Origin of the sequence: Shewanella sp. 10N.286.54.B9, assembly GCF_041468565.1 — a bacterium.
GTDB lineage: Bacteria > Pseudomonadota > Gammaproteobacteria > Enterobacterales > Shewanellaceae > Shewanella.
The window spans coordinates 61,068-86,766 of sequence record NZ_JBFRIY010000051.1; the positions used below are offsets into that span (position 1 = coordinate 61,068).

General features: G+C 43.4%; 21 protein-coding genes. 17 read left to right on the top strand and 4 right to left on the bottom strand.

The features are described from left to right. Positions 1-87 precede the first annotated feature (87 nt). Complete coding sequence (gene mnmE / locus AB4135_RS17730) at positions 88-1,449, top strand: tRNA uridine-5-carboxymethylaminomethyl(34) synthesis GTPase MnmE (RefSeq protein ID WP_371994788.1); 1,362 nt, start codon at positions 88-90, stop codon at positions 1,447-1,449. Between the two features lie 467 nt (positions 1,450-1,916). Here the strand turns inward: mnmE and AB4135_RS17735 are convergent, their stop codons facing one another. Beyond that, positions 1,917-4,430, bottom strand: coding sequence for a helicase-related protein (locus AB4135_RS17735; protein ID WP_371994789.1), 2,514 nt, complete (start codon positions 4,428-4,430; stop codon positions 1,917-1,919). Positions 4,431-4,611: 181 nt separating this feature from the next. Between AB4135_RS17735 and AB4135_RS17740 the strand changes: the two genes are divergently transcribed. Further along, complete coding sequence (locus tag AB4135_RS17740; RefSeq protein ID WP_371994790.1) at positions 4,612-7,770, top strand: DUF3427 domain-containing protein; 3,159 nt, start codon at positions 4,612-4,614, stop codon at positions 7,768-7,770. 171 nt (positions 7,771-7,941) lie between these two features. Here the strand turns inward: AB4135_RS17740 and AB4135_RS17745 are convergent, their stop codons facing one another. Continuing rightward, on the bottom strand, positions 7,942-8,871 hold the full coding sequence (locus AB4135_RS17745) for a DUF1186 domain-containing protein (protein ID WP_371994791.1): 930 nt from the start codon (positions 8,869-8,871) through the stop codon (positions 7,942-7,944). A gap of 150 nt (positions 8,872-9,021) precedes the next feature. Then, complete coding sequence (locus AB4135_RS17750) at positions 9,022-10,194, bottom strand: winged helix-turn-helix domain-containing protein (RefSeq protein ID WP_371994792.1); 1,173 nt, start codon at positions 10,192-10,194, stop codon at positions 9,022-9,024. Positions 10,195-10,459: 265 nt separating this feature from the next. On the opposite strand from AB4135_RS17750, the gene AB4135_RS17755 reads away from it, so the two are divergent. Next, positions 10,460-11,104 carry a LysE family translocator gene (locus tag AB4135_RS17755; protein ID WP_371994793.1) on the top strand — a complete coding sequence of 215 codons (645 nt, stop codon included), beginning with the start codon at positions 10,460-10,462 and terminating at the stop codon, positions 11,102-11,104. Between the two features lie 90 nt (positions 11,105-11,194). Here the strand turns inward: AB4135_RS17755 and AB4135_RS17760 are convergent, their stop codons facing one another. Further along, entirely contained in the window at positions 11,195-12,613 is a 1,419-nt protein-coding gene (locus AB4135_RS17760) for an alanine/glycine:cation symporter family protein (RefSeq protein WP_371994794.1), read from the bottom strand. Positions 12,614-12,886: 273 nt separating this feature from the next. Here AB4135_RS17760 and mioC point away from each other — a divergent pair, with 273 nt between their 5' ends. The 14 genes from mioC (at position 12,887) to AB4135_RS17830 (ending at position 25,463) form a co-directional block, all read left to right on the top strand. After that, positions 12,887-13,327, top strand: coding sequence for an FMN-binding protein MioC (mioC, locus tag AB4135_RS17765; protein WP_371994795.1), 441 nt, complete (start codon positions 12,887-12,889; stop codon positions 13,325-13,327). Positions 13,328-13,788: 461 nt separating this feature from the next. Then, on the top strand, positions 13,789-15,678 hold the full coding sequence (gene mnmG / locus AB4135_RS17770) for a tRNA uridine-5-carboxymethylaminomethyl(34) synthesis enzyme MnmG (protein ID WP_371994796.1): 1,890 nt from the start codon (positions 13,789-13,791) through the stop codon (positions 15,676-15,678). 119 nt (positions 15,679-15,797) lie between these two features. Next, on the top strand, positions 15,798-16,421 hold the full coding sequence (gene rsmG / locus AB4135_RS17775; protein WP_371994797.1) for a 16S rRNA (guanine(527)-N(7))-methyltransferase RsmG: 624 nt from the start codon (positions 15,798-15,800) through the stop codon (positions 16,419-16,421). A 216-nt stretch (positions 16,422-16,637) separates the two neighbouring features. Further along, positions 16,638-17,426, top strand: a complete 789-nt coding sequence (locus tag AB4135_RS17780) for a ParA family protein (RefSeq protein WP_020915103.1) — start codon at positions 16,638-16,640, stop codon at positions 17,424-17,426. 9 nt (positions 17,427-17,435) lie between these two features. Beyond that, positions 17,436-18,323 carry a ParB/RepB/Spo0J family partition protein gene (locus AB4135_RS17785; RefSeq protein WP_371994798.1) on the top strand — a complete coding sequence of 296 codons (888 nt, stop codon included), beginning with the start codon at positions 17,436-17,438 and terminating at the stop codon, positions 18,321-18,323. Positions 18,324-18,547: 224 nt separating this feature from the next. After that, entirely contained in the window at positions 18,548-18,931 is a 384-nt protein-coding gene (locus tag AB4135_RS17790) for an ATP synthase subunit I (protein WP_371994799.1), read from the top strand. A 12-nt stretch (positions 18,932-18,943) separates the two neighbouring features. Then, on the top strand, positions 18,944-19,738 hold the full coding sequence (gene atpB / locus AB4135_RS17795; RefSeq protein WP_371994800.1) for a F0F1 ATP synthase subunit A: 795 nt from the start codon (positions 18,944-18,946) through the stop codon (positions 19,736-19,738). Between the two features lie 65 nt (positions 19,739-19,803). After that, the gene (gene atpE / locus AB4135_RS17800; RefSeq protein ID WP_011639455.1) at positions 19,804-20,055 is read left to right on the top strand and encodes a F0F1 ATP synthase subunit C; all 252 of its coding nucleotides are present in this window, start codon (positions 19,804-19,806) and stop codon (positions 20,053-20,055) included. Between the two features lie 37 nt (positions 20,056-20,092). Further along, positions 20,093-20,563, top strand: coding sequence for a F0F1 ATP synthase subunit B (gene atpF, locus AB4135_RS17805; protein ID WP_371994801.1), 471 nt, complete (start codon positions 20,093-20,095; stop codon positions 20,561-20,563). Between the two features lie 16 nt (positions 20,564-20,579). Further along, on the top strand, positions 20,580-21,113 hold the full coding sequence (gene atpH / locus AB4135_RS17810; RefSeq protein WP_371994802.1) for a F0F1 ATP synthase subunit delta: 534 nt from the start codon (positions 20,580-20,582) through the stop codon (positions 21,111-21,113). A gap of 14 nt (positions 21,114-21,127) precedes the next feature. After that, positions 21,128-22,669 (top strand): F0F1 ATP synthase subunit alpha, encoded by a 1,542-nt coding sequence (atpA, locus tag AB4135_RS17815; protein ID WP_020915097.1) that lies wholly within the window; start codon positions 21,128-21,130, stop codon positions 22,667-22,669. 48 nt (positions 22,670-22,717) lie between these two features. After that, a complete protein-coding gene (atpG, locus tag AB4135_RS17820; RefSeq protein ID WP_371994803.1) occupies positions 22,718-23,578 on the top strand; it encodes a F0F1 ATP synthase subunit gamma in 861 nt (286 codons plus the stop codon). A gap of 35 nt (positions 23,579-23,613) precedes the next feature. Then, positions 23,614-24,990: a F0F1 ATP synthase subunit beta gene (gene atpD, locus AB4135_RS17825; RefSeq protein ID WP_020915095.1), complete on the top strand. Its 1,377-nt coding sequence runs from the start codon at positions 23,614-23,616 to the stop codon at positions 24,988-24,990. A 44-nt stretch (positions 24,991-25,034) separates the two neighbouring features. After that, positions 25,035-25,463 (top strand): F0F1 ATP synthase subunit epsilon, encoded by a 429-nt coding sequence (locus AB4135_RS17830; protein WP_220737738.1) that lies wholly within the window; start codon positions 25,035-25,037, stop codon positions 25,461-25,463. Positions 25,464-25,699 lie beyond the last annotated feature (236 nt).

Sequence of the window (25,699 nt, forward strand, 5' to 3'; positions counted from 1 at the left end):
TTTAATACTTAGTATTGACCGCTTTTTTGCTATCTATGTAGGCAGTTCACTTTTTACGTTTACCCATTCAAACTAGGAAACACAGTAATGACAACAGATACTATCGTGGCACAAGCAACCGCTCCAGGGCGTGGCGGTGTAGGTATTATTCGCGTATCTGGCGATTTAGCGAGCAATGTAGCTATGGCGGTACTAGGCCACATCCCTAAAACCCGTTATGCCGACTACTGTGACTTTAAAGATGAACAAGGCGGCGTTATCGACCAAGGTATCGCACTGTACTTTAAAGGTCCTAATTCATTTACCGGTGAAGACGTTCTTGAACTGCAAGGCCATGGCGGTCAAATCGTACTTGATATGTTAATTAAGCGCGTGATGGAAACCCAAGGTCTGCGCATCGCCAAACCCGGCGAGTTCAGCGAACAAGCCTTTATGAACGACAAGCTCGACCTAACCCAAGCAGAAGCGATTGCCGACCTTATTGATGCTACCAGTGAGCAAGCAGCTAAAAGCGCGTTAAACTCACTACAAGGCGAATTCTCGACCCAAGTACATGAACTTGTCGAACAGGTCACTAACTTGCGTCTATACGTCGAGGCAGCCATTGATTTCCCCGATGAAGAGGTAGACTTTCTTTCTGACGGTAAAATATCTGGTTCACTCAACCGTATCATCACTAAACTAGATACCGTTCAAGCCAGTGCTAAGCAAGGCGCTATCATTCGCGAAGGGATGAAGGTTGTAATTGCAGGCCGTCCAAATGCCGGGAAATCAAGCCTACTCAACGCCCTCGCTGGTAAAGAGTCAGCCATTGTCACCGAAATAGCCGGTACTACTCGCGATGTTCTACGCGAACATATCCATCTTGATGGCATGCCACTACACATAATAGATACCGCAGGTTTACGTGATACCGCTGATACAGTTGAGAAAATAGGTATTGAGCGTGCGTGGGACGAGATCAAAACCGCTGATCAAGTGCTATTTATGGTTGATGGCACCACCACCAATGCCGTTGATCCACACGAAATCTGGCCAGACTTTATCGATCGCTTACCTAAAAACTTAGGCGTTACCGTTGTACGCAACAAAGCCGATCTCACCGGTGAAACCTTAGAGATCACCGAAGAAGCGGGTCATCCAGTGCATCGTATCTCAGCCAAAACAGGTTTAGGTGTCGCGGCGTTACAGCAGCACCTAAAATCATTAATGGGATATCAAAGTAACCTAGAAGGTGGCTTCATCGCTCGTCGTCGCCATTTAGAGGCACTCGATCTTGCCAGTAGCCACTTAGATTTAGGTAGAGAGCAGCTAGAAGTTTACCAAGCAGGCGAACTGCTCGCAGAAGAGTTAAGAATGGCACAACTGGCTTTATCGGAAATCACCGGTAAATTTACCTCAGATGACCTACTTGGAAAAATCTTCAGCTCTTTCTGTATCGGTAAGTAAGCAATCCGTCTTAGTCACCAACTAAAAGCAGTAATAACTGCTTTTAGTTTGTTGAAACTAGATCATAGATTAAGATCTAGTTTCATCTTTACTCCACTCTGTAAGCCCAAATTTACAGCGCGATCGCAAATAGATCGCCAACTGTAAACCTCAGCATATCTCACATTAAAGCAAGATCGTTAATCACAAGTATCAACAGAGATATCAACAAGCAAACACGATCTGTGGATAGATCTAACACCATAAACTGACACTAACCTAAACCACTGTTTTACATGGGTTATATAATTTACATTCTAGATCAAGATCCAAAATAAATGACTAAAAAATGGATCTTTCCCGATAAGTTATACTCAGAAAAAAATCAGTTAAAAATTAAACCTGTGTAAAAGTGGATTACCTGTGGTTAAAGTCAGCATTTAGTGCTACCGATCTTTTGGCTTAGATCGCAAATCAATGTAAGCCACTTACTTAACATCCACCACACGACTGGCTTTACGGTATTGGATCTTCCAACCCAGCCAACGAGGCAACTCCCAGCGTTTAGGCCCCTGCTTACGGTTGCCGTTTAGGTAATCGAGTATCACCAGCTTTCGTTTAGGCTCATAACTCACTGTTAGCTTCAGCTCTGGTAGCACTAATTGAGCCGGATAAAGCTTGTCGAACTCTTCTCGCTGCCAATCAGGAATACCTTCAAACAGAAGATCTTCTGCTTCAACTAAGGCTAAATCTTCAAAGCTCTCCACCCCAAGCTCAATCAGCTTTTGTTTGAGATAGCTATCGAGTACCAAAGGCTTATCTATTTCACTATCAAACTCAGCCGATTTCCCCAGTGCAAACCAGATATTCCAAGCTGCAATATCTGCAGTTAAGCGCTTAGCAACTCCCGCCAGTTCACGTCCTTGGATAATACTGCGGCTAATTGCATCTATTGCTTGCTCACCCGATGCTTGCTCAAACCGAGCGTCTATCACTCTGCCGGCATAGACTCGCTCTATCAGTACTTTATGGGTCGCCGCCTGCTCTTTATTTTCAGCCAACCTATCTTCACCAAGACCAGCTTGATAAAGCAGTTGTGCCGAAATCGGCGCCATTACCGAAGCTAGGTTTAATGTCTGCTTAACACCCTTGCCAGCCAATGAATGTTGGTCAAATACCACTGCAGCAACAGCCGCATCCTTACCAGAAAAGTCTTTAAGCTCAGGGCTAAAACGGCTATCTCGGCCAATCTGTACTTCACTAAAACCGTTGCCTAGTGCCTGAACTCGCTTAATCCGCCTGATAAAAGCAAGTTCTGGTAACGCTTTAATCACCGCTAACAACCAGCGACTGCGTAACGGTTCAGATTTACTATCTAATACTGCAGCTCCACTCAAATCAGCCAAGCCCAACCCCTGACGGATTTGGTTAGCCAGCCTACGCGCCTCTTTTACCGCATGCTGTTCAATATGGATAAAATCGACCGCAGGCTCGCGTATCAGCTTAACTAAGGTAAAAGCATCACAACCCAGAGGTTCCCAATCATGTAGCGACTTAATGTCATATTCAGCACTGGGTTGCTGATATAAACGCTGCGGCACACTTATCGCAGCAGCCAAATCAACCATTAGTTCAGTACACTCAATATCGGGCATAGCACTAATCAAATGAGCAAACTGAGTATCGATAGGTAATGGAAACAGCTTTCTACCATGGTCAGTGACGTTACCTTGCCTATCTATCGCGCCCATGGCCAACAAACGGTCATGAGCAATGGCTAACGGCTTGCTACTTATTGCATCGACAAAGACTAAATCAGCCAGCTTTGCACCACTGCACGCTGCAGCCAACATAGGTTCGACCAATTCTTCGCGCTGCAGCTCAGGCGGCGTCATCGCCTCCATTGGCGCATGTTCGCCCCATAAGCGCACACACAAACCCGCCTGAGTTCGACCCGCTCGACCTTTACGTTGCTCACTGCTGGCTCTTGATACTCGCGCCAGCGACAATACCGTTCGACCATTGCGTTGATGAGTTCGGCGCTCCAACCCAGAATCAACCACCGCCGTCACCCCAGGAATAGTTAATGAGGTTTCCGCGATATTGGTGGCAAAAATAACCCGCTGCTTATCGGCACTCGCCAATAGCGCTTGTTGCTCCGTTGCAGAGATACCGCCATGTAGCGCCACTAAATCAATATCAGCAGCTTGCCTAATTGAAGAGGATAAAGATGTTAACGACTGACAAGCCTGTAAACACTGCTGAATTTCGCGCTTGCCCGGCAAGAAAACCAAAATATCACCCGCCGTTTTACTGAGTAATGAGCTAACGGCGGCTTTTACTTTTTGCTCGATACCATTAATATCAGCTAACTGCTGAGTATCGGTTGACTGGTACGTTAGTTCCACGTGAAACATGTTACCTTTAGCCACTAACCTTTTTGAACTAACTTCAATATAATCAGACAAATAGTCGGTTAGCCTTGCACCATCAATGGTTGCTGATGTCAAAACTAAACGATGTTGAGCGCGTTGTTTAAGCAGCGCTAATAGCAGATCGGTATCCCAACGTCGCTCATGAAATTCATCAATAATCACCGTATCAAAGCAAGCTAAACCGGCCTTTTCATCTTTTCCATCTTGCGCCATCGACAGCCAACGCAGCGCAATACCCGGCGTCACAAAGGCAATATCAGTGTTTTCATCAACTGTAGTATCAAAGCGAATCGCATGACCAACATTTAAATGATGATAATCAGTACCTTGCTTTGCAGATTTACCTACGAAGTCTGCCAGCGCCAAACACGCCACTCGCCGCGGCTCAACCACCAACACCCGCATCTTGTTGTCGCTTTCATCAGCTTCAGTACACCAAAGCGGCAAACGCGTTGACTTACCTGAGCCTGTATCAGACTCAACTACTAAGTGATTGTCTTTAATAGAATATTTAAACTCTTGATAGAGGGCGTCTATGGGTAACTTGGGATTTTGAGAAGTGGGCATAATTGAGCACTAAACGTTATGGGAAAACCATGATAACGCGTAGCTACTATAGTTTGGTAGTTAACGTTCGCATCACCAACGACGAAGTTTAGTTCTATCACTAATAATTAGTTAACAACATCTTGCAATCATAAGCTGACCTGGCATAGTTGACTCTAATTGAGGCAGCTTGAGTTTTTCAATGCAAACAGGTATTTATGAACAACTAATAACTAAAATTATTAGTTATAAGTTAGATAAAGATAAGTTCTTTATTGCAGAAAGAAATCTGGATTCAACAGAGCAAACCCTCTGGCTGACTCGCGCATTAGTTAAGGTATTCCACCTTGCTATATCAGAATCTAAAAATACCAAAGATTCTCCATTAGCCCAAATAACGCTCGCTAATGAGCTTATCTACTGGCTCCAAGAAAGAATTGATAACCTCGATTTATCAAGTTTCACCATTAACCAACCAGCAAAACTCCTTACAGCAATATTTGACAAGCAAGACCCTGTTTCAGCTCAATTATCCGCGCATATTGATAAAGTAACTCCTCTTACCGGCCTCACACAGAGTGAACTGTTCTGTGGAAGTAACCAAGGTATTTCGCTGGAAAGTGAAATAAAGCGTGAAATATTATCTTCTAATAGGATCTGCTGGATAGTTTCATTTATTAAATGGACAGGTCTCAGGATCTTCATGGATGAACTGCGAACTTTTACCAGTAACAGCAAACATAAACTTCAAATTATTACTACATCATATATGGGGGCTACAGATCTTAAAGCCGTGCAATGGTTAGCCCGGCTCCCTAATACCGAAGTAAAACTAAGCTATAACCATAACCAAGAACGTCTTCATGCTAAATCCTATTTATTCATGCGAGATTCTGGATTTCATACTGGCTATATTGGTTCATCAAACCTTTCACGGTCAGCGCTAACCAACGGACTAGAGTGGAACTTGAAGATCACCAACCAAGAAATTCCACACATCATAGAGAAAACATTCAGTACATTTGAAACATATTGGCAGCAGCCTGAATTTGAGTTTTTCGATGGATCAGAGAAGGCGAGCTGCAAGCTAAAGCGTTCTCTTAGTGCTGGTCGTGGAGATAAAGATTTTTCAAGTACGGTATTCTTCGATTTAAGCCCTCACCAACATCAAATTGAAATTTTGGAACGATTAGATGCTGAGCGAAATATTCATGGTCGAAATAGGAACCTGATAGTAGCCGCTACAGGTACAGGGAAAACGCTGATATCAGCTTTCGATTTTAAACGTTTCTATCAAAACAACCCTACAGCAAGAATTCTATTCATTGCTCATAGAGAAGAGATATTAAAACAGGCAATCGAAAGTTTTAGAGCTGTCCTAAAACAGCCTAATTTTGGTGAGTTATGGGTCGGACAACATAAACCAGATTCATTTAACCAACTTTTTGCATCAATCCAGAGCCTTAATAATCAGATAGACAATATACAGCTAAACTCAGACTTTTATGATTTCATAGTGATTGATGAAGTTCATCATGTATCAGCTGATAGTTATCGAAAGTTTATCAGTCATTTTTCCCCCACTATTTTACTCGGACTTACCGCTACACCCGAACGTCATGACGGCAAAAATATATTAGATGACTTTGGTGGTGTGATAGCAGCAGAACTCAGATTACCAGAAGCGATAAATCTAAGGCATTTATGTCCTTTTCAATATTTTGGCATCGATGATAATACCGATCTACGTCAGGTTAAGTGGGAAAACGGCCGTTATAACCCAAGTGAGCTCACTCAACTCTATACTCAAAATGATCAAAGACTACAGAAAATACTGCAAAACATTGAGGAACTTGTCACCAAGCCTCGAGAAATGCGTGCATTGGCTTTTTGTGTCAACCAAGATCATGCTCAATATATGGCTGAAAAGTTTTGTCTCAAAGGTATACCGAGCGCGGTACTTACCAGTAAAAATGCTTCTGAAAGGCACGTTGTTAGACAAGAGCTGCAACTAGGTAATATTAATATTCTCTGCGTTGTCGACATATTCAACGAAGGCGTTGATATCCCAGAAATTGATACCTTACTTTTCTTACGCCCAACAGAAAGCTTGACTATTTTTTTACAACAGCTAGGCCGAGGCTTACGTCACAGCGATGGTAAAGAGTGCGTCACAGTATTGGATTTTGTTGGTAACGCTAAAGCTGAATATGATTTTTCACAAAAATTTAGAGCTTTAATAGGCAAGACCCATACAGCCATAAGCAAAGAAATAGAACATGGATTTCCGCATCTTCCGCTTGGCTGTCACATAGAACTGCAGAAAAAAACCAAAGAAATAATCTTAACTAACATTAAAAAAGCGATATTAAATCAGAGAAAACTAAAATCCTATATCCAAAACTTTCAAGAGCATACAGACCAGCAGTTAACATTAGGCAATTTTTTAAGATTCAATCCTAACATTCAGCTTAATGATATTTACAAGAAAAAACCTAAACAGGGTGGAGGATGGACACGCCTTTTAAGTGATCTAGAACTAATAGAAAAAGTAGATGAAACCCCTATAGCTGAAATTTATCACAAAGCCATTAGCAACAGCTTAATGAGATGCGATGCTAGAACTTATCTAACATTTATTCGCTCACTCGCAATAAATGACTTTAAGTGGATAGACAATGGGGACCCAATAGAGCAGAAAATGGCGCTGATGTGCCACTATGATTTTTGGAATTGTGCTGGAGATAAGTTAGGCTACGAATCTTTATCTGAAAGTTTATCAGCACTTGCTCACACTGAATATCAAACTGAATTAATACAGGTTATCAATTACTTATTAGACAATAACGATACCCAAGTTCAAAAGCTTAGTGCAGATTTCCCTTGCCCTTTACAACTTAATGCCCGCTATACACGAGAGCAAATTATCGCTGGCCTGGGTGGATCGAACTTCGAAAAACAAGCAGTGAGCCGCGAGGGAGTATTCAACTTAAAAAGCCTCAACGTAGAACTACTATTTGTCACATTACAAAAGTCAGATCAGCATTTTTCACCAACAACGCTTTACCATGATTATGCTATGAGCCCAACTCACTTCCACTGGCAAACTCAAAACTCAGCAAGACCTGATAGCGGTAAAGGGCTAGCCTATATTCAGCATAAAGAAATAGGTAAAAAAGTCATGTTATGGGTGCGAGAATCAAATAAAGATGAAAATGGCAATACGATGGGATTTGTGAACTTGGGATGGGTTAACTTGACAGAAACTAGCGGTTCACAGCCAATGAATATCACTTGGGAGTTGCATGAGCCTATGCCTAGTTACCTTTGGAAAGATGCTGCAAAATTGGCAAATGGATAAATGTCAGTCAAGGCAGTCACCGGTTTTCTTGATAGCAGTTACAGCTATACCCGTATCAATCTGACCCAAATGGAAAATGTCTACAAAGCGCATGAAACGCTTATTACCATGTAGGCCAGATTTACTTGCAACAAAACTTGAACTACCAAACCATAATCAAAAGTTTATAGCCTAATTCAAACAGCACTTCTTGTATTTCTTGCCACTGCCACAAGGGCAAGGATCATTGCGGCCCGCTTGAATGTCGGCGATAAAAGGCTGCTTAGCATCAAGGCTTTCAAAGTAGCTATCATCAACTTCTCTTGGCGAACTCATTAGGTCATCGAAAACAGCCATAAGTTCTTCGTCGTTCATTTCTGATTCAGCATTAAAACCTGCCCACTGACTTAGTGAGTCAATAACATCATAATCAGCACTGATTAGGCCGCTTTCCCATGCTGAATATCCAATAGACTGATTATCCCAATCAAGGATGCACTGGTTCTCAGCAGGGCCTTCATCGATTAAATTACTTTCGACATAACCAATAAACTGGCCATGGTACTGATTAAACTTATTAGAAATTAATAGATTAATCAGCTCAAATAGGGCGATGGAGTGACCATTTTCGACAAGGCTATCAATAAAGCCTGCAACGTATTGATCAAGTGTTGCTCTATCAATTTGACTAGTATGCAGTTGGGTAAACAATGCATTTAAGGCAGCTATTTTAACCATTTCGCCTGCTTTATCAGAGTTAACCAAAAAGCACAGCTGTTCAGGTTGCCCTTGCGCCAAAATATAGTAAACAGTAGCAAGATCTGCAGCGATAAAATCACCCAGCAATGCCTCTAACGGGCTACCGCAGTCGTCTTTATTGGTGAGATGAATCATAGAATCCAAACTGCTGTACTGCTTACGGTCGGCAATAAGGCAAATACCGAAAAATAGCAGATTAGACTCGGTGTCAGACAAGGTCTCATCAGCAATAAATCGTTGTATTAATTCATCAATAACTGGCAGTAATTCAGGCCACTGCAGTCTAGCCGCCTGCAAAGCAGTAACAGGAAGTTCAGTTAAGTCGCCGCGACTCAAAGTGGTAATTATCTCGTCTAATTTCATATGACATTCAAGCTAAAAGGTGATGATGGCTCATAGAGTAGCAAAAGCGGGCAACAAAGCCCCAAGTAAAATGCCGTGAGTAAGGGAAAGGCCTAAATTAAACAGTAAAAACTCTATACCCATCACCCGACTTTAAATAAAACCATTACCCTAAAACGACAGCTCAGCCTCGACGCCGCTATGATTAGACTTAAGCAACTGCCAACTTTCGCAGCCATTAAAGGCCGCATATTGATTAATCGCTAACTTTAGCTCATGAATAAACTCATCAAATTCAGAGCGGTTGTTTGAAGTAAACGCCCCCTCCTCTACCGCCAAATTCTGTAATAACAATATTCCCGTTTTACGTTCAGCTTTAACGTCGACTCGGCCAACAAATTTATCGCCCCACAATATAGGGAGTGAGTAGTAACCATATTGACGTTTAGCGGCGGGCACGTAGACCTCTATCTGATAATTAAAATCGAATAGCTGTGTTAGTCGTTGTCTTTGGATCACTAAGTTATCGAAAGGGTTAAGTAGCCAAACTCGTTTTGGGATCGTACTAAGCAACTGCTGACTAGGGTTGTAAAAATAGCTTACTCCCGCTAGGGAAAATTGCGCCAACTCACCGGCCAAACACATCTCGTTAAGTGTTTTAACTAATACTGCTTTAATATTTTTACGCAAATAAAGCATCTGCTGCTGGCTACCAAAACCGTGGGCTTTGATGTAACGCTCAATGAGATAACGGGCAAATTCACTATCAGTTGGCGCTTGGCTATTGATATGGCTAGGTAATACACGCTCAGTTAAGTCGTACACCTTGTGGAATTTATCGCGCTGCAGCACCATCAACTCGCCCTGCATAAACAATTGTTCCAATGCACGCTTAGCCGGTTTCCAATCCCACCATCCACTTTTATGGGTGTTTGAATCATGGCTAAAATCACTGGCTTTTAATGGCCCTTCGGCAGCGACTCTTGCTTTCACCTCGCGGATAACTTTATGTTCAGGTTCAAACCAGTGCTTGCCGCCCTGCTTAATACGGCTTTTATTAAACAAGCTAAAGCGGTAGTCATTAATAGGCAAATAAGCGGCAGCATGAGACCAATATTCAAATATCTCTTTGTTCACCATGGACTGTTGAAGTTGTGACGGCTGATATTTGGCTACGCGGTTAAAAAGCACATGATGGTGTGCGCGCTCAACCACGTTAATCGAGTCAATCTGCACATAACTCAACTGCGAAATGGCATCTGCCACTGACTTTTCAGGCGCAAGCAAACCTTGTTGTTGTAGATTTAACTGCAACCATTGCTTGGCAGAATATGGACTCGTCATAGCATTAATCCCGTAGCAGTGTGTTTACTCTTACCATGCATAGTCGTATTCTCGTTGTTAATCGTCGAAGCCAATATGACTGACGCAACAGATGTTTTCAAAATTGATTTCTCATCATAGAAGCATTCAGCTCGATAGCAAAAGTAACGCGTAAACAAACCCTGCCAACTTGACCTCTCATTTAAATCCAACATGACTTTCATTCATGTTGGATAGCTGTAAAATCCGCGCCTTGTTTGATTGTTTCCTTTTATATAGTGCATTAATGATGATCGATCTGGCGTTACTTCCTTTATACCTAACTACCGTGGTTGCCCTACTTTTAATTCCTGGGCCTGATATGTTACTGATCGCCAGTTCTAGCCTAAGTTATGGCAAAAAAGTCGGCGTTTATGCCAGCTTTGGTAATGCCACATCGGGACTCATTTTAACCATACTTGCAGCTATGGGTGTATCGGCGTTAGTGGCGATGAATCCATTCGCGTTAGAACTGCTGCGTATTTTAGGTGGCGCCTACCTACTTAAAATGGGTTGGGACTGCATCCGTAGCTCAGCTGCCGATGCGCCAGAAATAGAGCAACAAAACAATCTAGCAAAGCAACTTTATCGCCGCGCAGTAATGAGTAACCTACTTAACCCTAAGGCGCTGATATTTTTTGTGCTGTTTTTGCCACAGTTTGTTTCAACGCAGCTAAGTGCAAGTTCAGGTGAGCAGATGCTAGCATTGGGTTTATTGCTCAATGTAATGGGCTTGAGCTTTAACCTATTACTGGTTGCTTTAGTTGGCAGCTTAGGTAAACCTCTGCTTAAAAATGAAAAATTCCGCACTTATCAGAATAAGTTTATGGGCGTGATTTTTATCGCACTGGCTATCTGGTTACTGGCATCTCAGGTACAAGCGGTCGCTTAACTGCTTGCATATATAGCGTTAGCACCATCAATAAAAAAGGCTCTGCTTATTGCAGAGCCTTGTTGTTTAGCTAATAAAACTGAAGTTTGACTAACTCCCCTCTTTTCCTGATACGTTACCTAGCATAGCCATATCCCCATCGCGCTGTTTTTGCTTGAACCGCGCAAAGTAATCATCGGCAGCAACCTTAACTTTTGGTGCTAATAACAAAGCCGATACCATCGTTGGGATCGCCATTAACGCATATGCGCCATCGATAAGGTTAATGATCTCATCTAAAGTTGCGGTTGCAGCAAATAGAATAGTTAACAGGTATACATACTGGTATTTGCGCAACCTCTTGGCACCGAACAGGAAGCTAAAACACTGACCACCATAAAATGCTTGCGTGAATATAGTGCTAATACTAAAAAAGAAAACACACAGTATTAGTAAGTATGGACCTACGCCTGGCATGGTTAACTCAAAAGCTTGTGCCGACAGATTGACTCCAGCAGCCTCGCTACCTTGCCACACACCTGATATTAGAATAATCATTGCCGTTGCAGTACAAACTAATAAGGTGTCAATGGCAGGGCCTAACATGGCGACCAGTCCTTCTTTTACTGGTTCATTGGTTTTAGCACTACCATGGGCCATCACCTCAGTGCCAATTCCCGCTTCATTTGAAAATGCTGCTCGGCGAATGCCGATTAGCATGGTACCTAAGATCCCACCGCCAACAGAATCAAGCGAAAATGCTTCAGTAACAATCAAACTAAAATAACCAGGGATCTCACTGATATGACTACCAATCACGTACAGTGCGCAACCCATATAGATGAAGATCATCGCTGGAACCACACTTTGCGCCACACTGGCGATACGCTTGATCCCACCCAAAATCACACTGCCAACCAGCAGCATAACGACTATCCCCATACTTAGATCGAGCCAGAATGTATCTTGCGCTGCACTATAAAAACCTGGCTTGATCACCAACCATTCTCTTAAGATCTGTACTAATTGATTAGTATTAAACAGCGGAAAGTTTCCCACTAACCCCACCAAACAAAAGAACACCGCAAGAAAGCGCCACTTAGGGCCTAACCCCTCGGTAATGATGTACATGGGTCCGCCTTGCAGTTGACCATTTTCATCTTTTCCGCGGTACATAATGGCTAATGTACAGGTAAAAAACTTCGTTGCCATTCCGACTATCGCGCTGATCCACATCCAAAAAATAGCACCGGGACCACCAACCATAATCGCTACTGCCACACTGCCTATATTGCCCATGCCGACCGTTCCAGCCATCGCGCTAGAAAGTGCACCCGCGTGACTAATCTGCCCTTGTGCACCTTTATCTGGGTGCTTTCCACGCAAAATTGCAATTGCGTGGCCTATATATCTGAAGGGAATAAAACGTGAATAGATAAGGAAGAAAAGACCGCCACCGACAAGTAGTACCAGCATATGTGGTCCCCAAGCCATATCAGCGAATTGGCCTGTAACAGAAGCTAACGTCATATTAATACTCTTTATTATTGAATGATTTAAATTGAAAATCACTCATTTGTTATATTTTTGTTATAGCGACATAAGCTATCAGCAATATAGTAGAACGCAAGCTGTCATTGAGTTGAAGTTCGATAGCTGCTATTCGGTATGTTATCGAATAGCAGTTGTTATCTAGCTCAAATTTACACATTAAATGGCTGGTATCACTTAGCTTGAAAGGTAGTTTTCACCTATCATGCACAACATAATCGTTGTTAAAGTCGGCTTAATTTAGGAAATAACATGGCAAAAATAGAACTATTAGTGGGTACAACTTTGGGGAGTGCGGAGTACGTAGCCGATGAATTATCAGACCAATTGATCGATCTAGGCCATGAAACTCGCATACATTTGAGCCCAAATCTTGATGATCTTGACCCTAAATCGCTGTGGTTGATCGCCTCTTCTACTCACGGAGCAGGTGATCTTCCTGACAATATAGTGCCTTTTTTGGATGAGATCTTAGCTAGAAAACCCGATCTGGCTGCGACAAAATTTACATTGTGCGCAATTGGTGACTCCAGCTACGATACTTTTTGCCAAGGACCAGAAAAGCTGGTGGACGCATTGAGTTTATGCGGTGCACAAGTTTTTGTGGATAAGATCCAGATCGATGTGCAATACGATCCAATCCCAGAAGAACCAGCACTTGCTTGGCTAGCAGGTTGGCAAGATCAACTTTAAGATCCTTTTGTTGATCGTTTTTATCTATTAACTTTTGAAACACTCACAGTTTAGATCGAACTTATCCACATATTAGGGTTTAAAAGTATAAATATGTGGATAAGCTATTATTTTGATCTGATCAAAGCTTGTATTAATTCACACCCGATCTGCTCAATGATCCACCTTGTGGATAACTAGGCGATCTATCCCCAAGCTTAGGACAGTTAGATCGCGATCAGATCACAGGTTTGATCACGCATTACCTTCTGATTTTAATAAGGAAATACGGTTATCCACCGAAAAAGGCGATCCTAATAGTAAACATAATAAGAGATCTATTTAAAGATCTTAAGATCTATTAAGCAGATCGGTGTTGATCAAAACAGGCAAAATAGATCGTTCACCTTAGGCAAAGCAAATGCTAAAATGATCTGCTCAGAAACAGGTTTTTATCCTTTTTACCAATCGAAGGCTGTCGAATGCATTTTCATGAACGGTTTGATGTAATCGTTGTTGGTGGTGGTCATGCTGGAACAGAAGCGGCGTTAGCTTCTGCCAGAATGGGCTCCAAAACACTTTTGCTAACCCACAACATAGATACTTTAGGACAAATGTCCTGTAATCCAGCTATCGGCGGCATAGGCAAAGGACACCTGGTTAAAGAAATTGATGCCTTAGGCGGAGCAATGGCAATTGCTACTGACTACGCAGGGATTCAATTTAGAACATTGAACTCAAGCAAAGGTCCTGCAGTACGTGCTACTCGTGCTCAAGCTGATAGAGCGCTTTATCGACACAAGATCCAAGAGATTTTACAGCACCAACCGAACTTACGAATTTTCCAACAAGCGGTAGACGATCTTGTTGTAGAAAATGACACCGTAGTCGGCGTTGTAACTCAAATGGGCCTAGCGTTTGAAGCACCAGCAGTAGTGCTAACTACAGGCACATTTTTAAGCGGTAAGATCCACATTGGATTAGAGAATTACAGCGGCGGTAGAGCCGGCGATCCGCCAGCGATTGCCCTCTCCCATCGTTTACGAGAATTACCGATCCGTGTTGGCCGACTTAAAACCGGTACACCACCACGTATCGATGCAAACACCATTGATTTTTCTAAAATGACTGAGCAAAAAGGTGATGATCCCCTACCTGTGATGTCGTTTATTGGTGATGTTAGCCAGCATCCAGAGCAGGTTTCGTGTCATATCACCCATACCAACGAACGCACTCACGATATTATTCGTGCAGGACTCGATCGTAGCCCTATGTATTCGGGTGTTATCGAAGGCATTGGTCCACGTTACTGCCCTTCTATCGAAGATAAAATTAACCGTTTTGCTGACAAAGATTCGCATCAGATCTTTATTGAGCCAGAAGGGTTAAATACTACCGAGATCTATCCGAACGGTATCTCAACAAGCTTACCGTTTGATGTGCAGCTAAATTTGGTTCGCTCAATTCAAGGCATGGAAAACGCTGAAATCATGCGACCTGGCTATGCGATTGAGTATGATTATTTTGATCCACGAGATCTTAAAAATTCATTAGAAACCAAATCAATTAATGGTTTGTTCTTTGCTGGACAGATCAACGGCACCACTGGCTATGAAGAAGCGGGTGCTCAAGGTTTATTAGCGGGCATGAATGCGTCACTACAGGTGCAAGGAAAAGAGACTTGGTGCCCACGTCGCGATCAAGCTTACCTTGGGGTGTTGGTAGACGATCTATCAACCTTAGGCACCAAAGAACCTTACCGAATGTTCACTAGCCGTGCGGAATACCGCTTACTACTTCGTGAAGACAATGCTGATCTGCGTCTGACTGAAAAAGGTCGCGAGTTAGGTCTGGTTGACGATGAACGTTGGGCTAAATTTAGTGATAAAATGGAATCGATCGAAACTGAGTTACAGCGTTTGCGCGGTCAGTGGATCCACCCTAAATCACCCCTTGTTGATGTGTTAAATCCACATCTGAAAACACCGATTGCACGTGAAGCAACTTTTGAAGATCTGCTGCGCCGTCCAGAACTTGATTATCCAACATTGATGTCTATCGACGGTTTTGGTCCTGGCATTGATGATCAACGTGCTGCAGAGCAGGTGCAGATCCAGGTTAAATACTCAGGTTATATCCAGCGTCAACAAGATGAGATCGATAAAGCGATTCGCCATGAGACAACGGGTTTACCTTTGGATCTTGATTATCAAGAGGTTCCAGGGCTATCAAATGAAGTGATTGCCAAGATGAATGAACATAAACCTGAAACGGTTGGCCAAGCTTCTCGTATCTCTGGTATGACGCCAGCAGCAATTTCAATTTTGCTGGTTCATTTAAAAAAACGCGGTTTATTGAAAAGAAGCGCTTAAATAACGCAATATAACGCGGTTATGCACGATAAAGGGAAGCTTTGAGGCTTCCTTTCATCTTTTCTGCGCTTCATAATACCGATGAATATCTGATTTACTTTGTTTCGAGGACACGACTAGTGTTATTTGCCCAGTTAAATGAATACATGGCTGAAGTTGGCCTAGATGCTAGCGAGCAGCAAAAAAAGCAACTTGTTGACTTTGTTGGCATGCTCAATAAATGGAATAAGGCATTTAACCTGACTTCTGTACGTGACCCTGAGCAGATGCTAATTCGCCACATTATGGATAGCTTAGTGGTATCGCCACATCTTAAAGGCACACGTTTTATAGATGTTGGTACTGGCCCTGGTCTACCGGGGATCCCATTAGCGATCTTAAATCCAGACAAAGAGTTTGTATTACTCGATAGTTTGGGGAAAAGGATCCGCTTTCAAAAGCAGGTTCAATTTGAGCTTGGGATCAACAATATCTCATCGATTGAAAGCCGCGTTGAAGCGTATCAACCTGAAGCGTTATTTGACGGTGTATTGAGTCGAGCGTTTGCCTCTATTCAAGATATGCTGCAGTGGTGTCACCATTTGCCAAAGGCTGATGGCTGTTTTTATGCCTTAAAAGGCCAGTTGAGCGATGATGAGATGGCGAATATGCCTGAAGGTTTTGTTGTGACTGACACCATAGAACTCGTGGTTCCAAGGCTAGATGAACAACGCCATTTATTGCGCGTAGTGAAACAAGACTAATTAAAACGATATGGCCTAACTGGTCATATACGTGTTTGTTGCAGTGGGCTGAGTTGTAAATTCGGCCTGAAAATTTGCAGCAATGCAGATAAAGCGTACTGAATAGTTGCATTCTTTCAGCGCTTCAAGCAATTTGTTACTAATTTCCCCCTCATTTTTAGCACTGCCAATGAGAGAGGGCCGGAACATAATAAAAGTGACTTACAGGGTGATATTGTGGGTAAAGTAATTGCCGTAGCCAACCAGAAAGGTGGCGTCGGAAAAACAACGACTTGTGTAAATCTCGCGGCTTCTTTAGCGGCAACCAAACGTCGAGTGTTGTTGATCGATCTCGATCCGCAAGGTAATGCGACCATGGGGAGTGGTATCGACAAATATGAAGTCGAAAATACTGCCTATGAACTTTTGGTTGAAGAGAAGTCTTTCGAAGAAGTTGTTTGCCGAGACACAAACGGAAAATACGATCTTATTGCGGGCAACGGTGATGTAACCGCGGCTGAAATAAAGCTGATGGAGTTTTTCGCCAGAGAGATCCGTTTACGTAATGCTCTTGCACCTATTAAAGATGACTACGACTTTATCTTTATCGATTGCCCACCTTCACTCAATATGTTGACCGTTAATGCTATGTCTGCGGCGGATTCAGTATTAGTGCCGATGCAATGTGAATATTATGCCTTAGAGGGCTTAACTGCATTGATGGATACCATTAGCAAGTTAGGCTCTATGGTAAACCCTGGTCTGCATATCGAAGGGATCTTGCGTACTATGTACGATCCACGTAATCGTTTATCTAACGATGTGTCTGATCAATTGAAACAGCATTTTGGTGAGAAAGTTTACCGTACAGTGATCCCACGGAATGTTCGACTTGCTGAAGCGCCAAGTTTTGGGGCGCCAGCGATGTATTACGACAAATCGAGCGCGGGAGCAAAAGCCTACCTCGCATTGGCGGGGGAAATTATTCGCCGTGCAGAGCAATTAGATCTGGCTGAGCAAGACTAAGGAATAGAGATGACATTGAAGAAAAGAGGCTTAGGTAAAGGGCTTGATGCACTTTTAAGTACTAGCCACGCAGCCAGTAAAAGATTAGAACCTAAAGCGACTGAAGGTGAGCAAGACATAAAAAATGATGATCTTATCACTTTAGATATTGATAGATTGCAGCCGGGTAAATATCAGCCACGAAAGGATATGTCTAGCGAAGCGCTTGAAGAGCTCGCAGAGTCTATTCGAGCACAAGGGGTGATTCAGCCTATTGTTGTTCGCAAGATATCTGCCGACGGTTATGAAATTATTGCCGGTGAACGTCGCTGGCGCGCGTCGCAACTCGCTGGGCTCACCAAGATCCCATGTATTGTAAAGCAAGTCCCTGACGAAGCCGCTGTAGCCATAGCGTTGATTGAAAACATTCAACGCGAAGACCTCAACGCAATGGAAGAAGCGATTGCGTTAAATCGTTTGATTGAAGAGTTTGAGCTGACTCATCAACAGATTGCTGACGCGGTCGGTAAATCTCGTGCGACTGTATCCAATCTGCTGCGTTTAAATGGCCTTAATGAGCCGGTAAAACGCATGTTGGAATATGGCGATATTGATATGGGACATGGTCGCGCTTTGCTCGCAATTGAAGGTGACGAGCAAACAAATTTGGCAAGATTAGTGGTTTCGAAAGAATTAACAGTTCGCGAAACTGAACGGTTAGTTAATAAAACCTTAAACCAAACTGAAATCGTCGAAAAACCAGCTAAAGATCACGATGTAGTCCGTCTTGAGAGCCAATTAATTGAAAGGCTAGGTGCTAAAGTTTCTCTTACCCACAATAAGAAAGGTAAGGGGAAAATGGTAATTAACTATCAAAATTTGGCTGAATTAGAGGGTATTATCAGCAAAATCCGCTAAAAAAAACAAAGTTAACACTATATTATGTAACTTTGTGACATCTGTTAATCTTACTCTTTTAGACTTTTGGCGTAGATCACGCTAAAAGTCTCCTTTTTCTAGCTGTTAAACTTGCTTTGAAACACTGAAACGGTATACTTTCGCAAGCTTTTTGTACCTCGGGTTTATACGGATATATGTAGTCCGGTCATCGAAACAGGAAGTGATAATGCGGAGAAGATAAATTGAGCAAGGTTTTAGCACGACGTGGCCGATGGTCAGCCTATAAATTGGTTTTGATACAGGCGGCGCTGGCTGGGAGTGTTTCAGTTTTCTTTTTCGCTCTGTGGGGAGCTCAGTATGGTGTATCTGCTTTAGCAGGTGGCGCTATTGCTGTACTCCCTAATTTTGTATTCGCAACCCTCGCTTTTTCCCATACGGGAGCAAGCTCCGCAGCTAAAGTTGTTAAGACTTTTTACTGGGGGGAAGCGGTAAAGATGCTGTTAACCATAGCAATGTTTTCGCTAGTGTTTATCAATATTGAAGTCGGCTTTATGCCTCTTTTTGTTTGTTACACCCTAACGTTAATAGTGCATTGGACAGCTCCTTTATATTTCAAGCAAAGTTAAGTGGGATGAATCATGGCTGCAACTGGTGAAGCGTTAACACCGCAGGGCTATATCCAGCACCACCTTACCAACCTAAGTGTTGGCGAAGGCTTCTGGACATGGCACATTGATTCGTTGTTCTTTTCGGTTGGGCTTGGTGTTTTGTTCTTGTGGCTGTTCCATAGCGTTGGCAAGAAAGCAACTACCGGTGTTCCCGGCAAACTTCAGTGTTTTGTCGAGATGATAGTTGAGTTCGTTGACAATAGCGTTAAGGAGACCTTCCATGGCCGCAATCCTGTTATTGCTCCGTTGGCATTAACGATTTTTGTTTGGGTATTCATGATGAACTTCATGGATATGGTTCCAGTTGACTGGATCCCACATGCTGCTTCTTTAGTTGGCATCCCTTACATGAAAGTTGTACCAACGACAGACTTAAACATTACCTTTAGCATGGCTATTGGTGTGTTCTTGCTGATTATTTACTACAGCATTAAAGTCAAAGGCGTTTCAGGTTTTGTTAAAGAACTGACCATGCAGCCTTTTAACCATTGGGCAATGATACCCGTCAACTTCCTGCTAGAAACGGTTACTTTAATCGCTAAGCCAATCTCATTGGCACTGCGTTTGTTTGGTAACTTGTATGCGGGTGAGTTGATTTTCATCCTTATTGCGTTGATGTACGGTGCTAACTGGGCGTTATCTACTCTAGGTGTAACATTACAACTAGGTTGGTTAATTTTCCATATTTTAGTTATCACTTTGCAAGCGTTTATCTTCATGATGTTGACCATTGTTTACTTAAGCATGGCGCATGAAGATCATTAAGGACTGCTGTAGAAATTTTTAAACTAAATCATTAATAACAAAGATTTAGAATATTGGAGATAGAGATGGAAACTGTATTAGGCATGACAGCTATTGCTGTTGCTCTGTTGATTGGTATGGGTGCGTTAGGTACTGCTATCGGTTTCGGCCTACTAGGTGGCAAGTTCTTGGAAGGCGCTGCGCGTCAACCAGAAATGGCTCCTATGCTACAAGTTAAAATGTTCATCGTAGCGGGTCTTTTGGACGCCGTAACTATGATCGGTGTTGGTATTGCATTATTCATGCTATTTACTAACCCTCTTGGTGCAATGCTTTAATAAACGCTTCTGTCTTTAAACTTAATAGGAGGCTGTTGTGAATATCAACGCTACCCTACTCGGTCAGACGGTTGCCTTTATTATCTTCGTGTGGTTTTGCATGAAGTTTGTTTGGCCTCCTTTGATGAATGCCATCGAAGAACGCCAAAAAAGGATTGCCGACGGTCTAGCCGATGCTGACCGTGCCGTGAAAGACCTTGAGTTGGCACAGGCGAAAGCCACTGACCAACTAAAAGATGCAAAAGCGACTGCTAACGAAATTATTGAGTCTGCGAATAAACGCAAAGCTCAAATCGTTGATGAAGCTAAAGCCGAAGCTGACACTGAGCGCGCTAAAATTATCGCTCAAGGTCAAGCAGAAATTGAAGCTGAACGTAATCGCGTAAAAGAAGACTTGCGTAAGCAAGTTGCTGCACTAGCTATCGCTGGCGCAGAAAAAATTCTTGAACGTTCGATTGATGAAGCCGCCCAAAGTGACATAGTTGAGAAACTTGTTGCTGAACTTTAAATAAGGAGTTTGAGTTATGGCTGAAATAACCACCATCGCTCGTCCTTACGCAAAGGCAGCTTTTGATTTTGCTCTTGAACAAAACGCAGTAGATAGTTGGGCAGAAATGCTTAACTTTGCCGCACTAGTTAGTGAAAACGAAACTATGCAGCCACTACTGTCTGGCTCTTTAGCCAGTAACCAGCTTGCTGAACTCTTTATTGGAGTTTGTGGTGAGCAGGTCAATGAGCAAGTTCAAAACCTGTTAAAGGTAATGGCTGAAAACGGTCGTTTAGTAGTGCTACCCGCTGTTGCTCAACTCTTTGTTGAGATGAAACATGAGTATGCGAAAGAAGTTGAAGCGTTTGTCGTTTCAGCTACCGAGCTGACCTCTGAGCAACAACAGGAAATGAGCGCTTCTTTAGAGAAACGTCTAGCACGCAAAGTTAAGCTGAATTGCAGCATAGATGCCAGCCTTATTGCTGGTGTAATTATCACGGCAGGAGACCTAGTCATAGATGGCTCGGTTCGCGGAAAAATTTCGCGTCTGTCTGATACGCTGCAGTCGTAATTGGGAGTTTGAGCATGCAACTGAATTCCACTGAAATCAGCGATCTGATTAAACAGCGGATCGAGCAGTTCGAAGTCGTTAGTGAAGCTCGCAACGAAGGTACTATCGTTGCAGTAAGTGACGGCATCATCCGCATCCACGGCCTAGCCGACGTGATGCAAGGTGAAATGATCGAGCTGCCTGGTAACCGTTTTGCAATCGCGTTGAACTTAGAACGCGATTCTGTCGGTGCCGTAGTAATGGGCCCTTATGCCACTTTGGCTGAAGGCGACAAAGTTAAAACAACAGGCCGTATTTTGGAAGTACCTGTTGGCCGTGGTCTTTTAGGCCGTGTAGTCAACACTCTAGGTGAACCAATTGACGGTAAAGGACCTATCGATAGCGATGGTTTCTCTCCTGTTGAAGTAATTGCACCAGGTGTAATTGAGCGTAAGTCAGTAGACCAACCAGTACAAACTGGTTATAAAGCTGTTGACTCCATGATCCCAATCGGTCGTGGCCAGCGTGAATTGATCATTGGTGACCGTCAGATCGGTAAAACCGCTCTTGCGATCGATGCAATTATCAACCAAAAAGATTCAGGCATTAAGTGTGTATACGTAGCGGTAGGCCAAAAGGCTTCTACCATTGCTAACGTAGTACGCAAGCTTGAAGAGCACGGCGCTTTGGCGAACACCATTGTTGTTGTTGCTACAGCTTCTGAAGCTGCTGCACTGCAATACTTGGCTCCATACTCTGGTTGTACAATGGGTGAATATTTCCGTGACCGCGGTGAAGACTCACTGATCGTATATGATGATCTGTCTAAGCAAGCAGTTGCTTACCGTCAGATTTCATTGTTGCTAAAACGTCCACCAGGACGTGAAGCATACCCAGGTGATGTATTCTATCTTCACTCTCGTCTGTTAGAACGTTCTTCACGTGTTAACGCTGAGTATGTTGAGAAGTTCACTAAAGGTGAAGTTAAAGGCCAAACTGGTTCTTTGACTGCTCTACCGATTATTGAAACTCAAGCTGGTGACGTATCTGCATTCGTACCGACTAACGTAATTTCGATTACCGATGGTCAAATCTTCCTTGAAACTGACCTATTTAACTCTGGACTACGTCCTGCTGTTAACCCTGGTATTTCGGTTTCTCGTGTTGGTGGTGCGGCTCAGACTAAGATCATCAAGAAACTGTCTGGTGGTATTCGTACCGCTCTTGCACAGTATCGAGAGCTTGCAGCGTTCTCACAGTTTGCATCTGACTTAGATGATGCAACTCGTGCTCAACTTGAGCATGGTGAGCGTGTTACCGAACTTATGAAGCAAAAGCAATATGCTCCAATGAGTATTGCCGATCAGTCTGTGTCTATTTTCGCAGCTGAAAAAGGTTACTTGAAGAGTGTTGAGCTGAACAAGATCGGTGATTTCGAAGCGTCTCTGCTCTCTTTCATGAACAGTGAACATGCTGACCTAATGAAGACCATCAACGAAACTGGCAACTATAATGCCGACATCGAAGGTGAGTTGAAGGCTAGCTTGGACAAGTTCGTAGAAACCCAAACCTGGTAAAAATTAGAGGTGCCTTAGGCACCTCAGGTCCAGAATTGGAGAGTAAAGATGGCCAACGCTAAAGAGATTAAAACCAAGATCGCGAGTGTTCAAAACACTCAGAAGATCACGTCTGCAATGGAGATGGTTGCCGCGAGTAAAATGCGTAAAGCACAAGATCGCATGGCAGCAAGTCGTCCATATGCAGAAAATATGCGTAAGGTGATCGGTCACGTGGCGCAAGGTTCTCTCGAATATAAGCATCCTTATTTGGAAGTGCGAGAAGCCAAGCGTGTTGGTTACATTGTAGTGTCAACCGACCGTGGTCTTTGTGGTGGTCTGAACGTCAACCTTTTCAAAAAGGTTGTCGCAGACGTGAAGAAGCAGCGTGAAGCCGGTGCAGAAGTTGAATTCTGCCCAATTGGCGCACGCAGCGTACAATTCTTCAATAGCTTTGGTGGACAGGTTTCTGCTCACGCTTCAGGTTTAGGTGACGCTCCGTCGTTAACTGACTTGATCGGAACAGTACGTGTCATGCTAGAAGCATACAACGAAGGCAAGCTGGATCGTTTGTACGTAGTATTTAACAAGTTCGTTAATACTATGACTCAAACCCCAGTGATCGAGCAGCTGCTACCTTTGCCTAAGTCAGAAGAAGATGAGATTTCTCATCACTGGGACTACTTATACGAGCCAGATCCAAAAGAACTTTTGGATACATTGTTGGTTCGTTATGTGGAGTCTCAAGTTTACCAAGGTGTTGTTGAAAACATCGCATCTGAGCAAGCTGCCCGTATGGTTGCTATGAAAGCTGCGACAGACAACGCTGGTGAACTTATCAGTGACTTGGAGTTGGTCTATAACAAGGCCCGTCAGGCTGCGATTACGCAGGAACTGTCGGAAATTGTTTCAGGTGCCGCCGCCGTTTAGGCTAGGTAACGAATACAAGTTTTAGAGGATTAATCATGAGCACAGGTACTGTTGTCCAAGTAATTGGCGCGGTTGTGGACGTTGAGTTTCCACATGATGCCGTACCTCAGGTATATGACGCTCTAGAGATCAAAAGTGAAGGCTTGGTGCTGGAAGTTCAGCAGCAACTAGGTGGTGGTGTAGTTCGTACCATCGCTATGGGTTCTTCAGATGGTCTGCGTCGTGGCCTTGAGGTTGTAAACTCTGGTTCACCAATTACTGTTCCGGTTGGGGAAAAAACCCTTGGCCGTATTATGAACGTATTGGGTCAACCAGTAGATGAAGCTGGCCCTATCGGTGAAGAAGATCGCTATGTGATCCACCGTGAAGCTCCTTCATACGAAGATCAGTCAAACACCACTGAACTTTTAGAGACTGGTATCAAGGTTATTGACCTTGTATGTCCATTCGCTAAGGGTGGTAAAGTTGGTCTGTTTGGTGGTGCTGGTGTTGGTAAGACCGTCAACATGATGGAACTTATTAACAACATCGCTAAAGCACACTCTGGTTTATCAGTTTTCGCTGGTGTAGGTGAGCGTACTCGTGAGGGTAACGACTTCTACTACGAGATGGAAGATTCAGGTGTTCTCGATAAAGTGGCCATGGTATATGGTCAGATGAACGAGCCTCCAGGAAACCGTCTACGTGTGGCACTAACTGGTCTAACTATGGCCGAGAAGTTCCGTGACGAAGGTAAAGATGTACTTTTCTTCGTTGATAACATCTATCGTTACACCTTGGCAGGTACTGAAGTATCTGCACTGCTAGGCCGTATGCCATCAGCAGTAGGTTACCAGCCAACATTGGCTGAAGAGATGGGTGTACTTCAGGAGCGTATTACATCGACTAAGACAGGGTCTATTACCTCTGTTCAAGCCGTATACGTACCTGCGGATGACTTAACGGATCCATCACCAGCAACAACCTTCGCTCACTTAGATGCGACTGTTGTATTGTCACGTAACATTGCTTCTCTGGGTATTTACCCAGCGGTTGACCCATTGGATTCGACTTCACGTCAGCTTGATCCACAGGTTGTTGGCCAAGAGCATTACGATGTTGCTAACGGTGTTCAAACCGTACTTCAGCGCTACAAAGAGCTGAAAGATATTATTGCGATCCTAGGTATGGATGAATTATCTGATGAAGATAAGACAACTGTATTCCGTGCTCGTAAGATTGAAAAATATCTTTCTCAGCCTTTCTTCGTTGCTGAAGTATTCACCGGTTCTCCAGGTAAGTACGTTTCTCTTAAAGACACAATCCGTGGCTTTAAGGGTATTCTAGACGGTGAGTTCGATCACCTTCCAGAGCAAGCGTTCTACATGGTTGGTTCAATCGACGAAGCCGTTGAGAAAGCTAACAAAAAATAACTGAGTACTCTGTAGCAATACAGAGACGAGTTTAAGGAGAACGGATGGCAGCCATGACAGTACAGCTTGATATTGTAAGTGCAGAAAGTAGCATCTATTCTGGTCTTGTAGCACACCTACAAGTAACTGGTTCAGAAGGTGATTTAGGTGTTATGCCTGGTCACGCACCTCTGCTTACACATATCAAGCCTGGCATGGCGCGCATCGTCAAGCAAGATGGAAAAGAGGAAGTGTTTTACCTTTCGGGTGGAATCCTGGAAGTACAACCTTCTTCTGTTTCAGTATTGGCTGACGTCGTTATGCGTGCCGATGATATTGACGAGCAAGCCGCTGCAGAAGCGAAGCGTCGTGCAGAAACCGCTATGGCGGATGCTGGCGCAGACTTCAACTATGCAGCAGCAGCGATTGAGCTAGCTCAAGCAGTTGCTCAGCTTCGCGTTGTCGAGACCATCAAAAAGAACATTACCAGATAGGTTATTGTTGATGAAAAAAGGCGCTCACCGCAAGGTTAGCGCCTTTTTTGTGGCTGAAGAAAGGTAAAAGCAGGTTCTAGCAAAAGCTAACAAAGATCCTAGGAAAGCCTGTATAGAGCTAAGACGGTAAAACCGGATAGAGGGCCGACAAAGCAAAATAGACAAAGCATAAAAAGTGAATTGGTAAGTTGAATTAGAATTATGTGCCGTTATTCTTCCTACCTAGCACCTAGCAC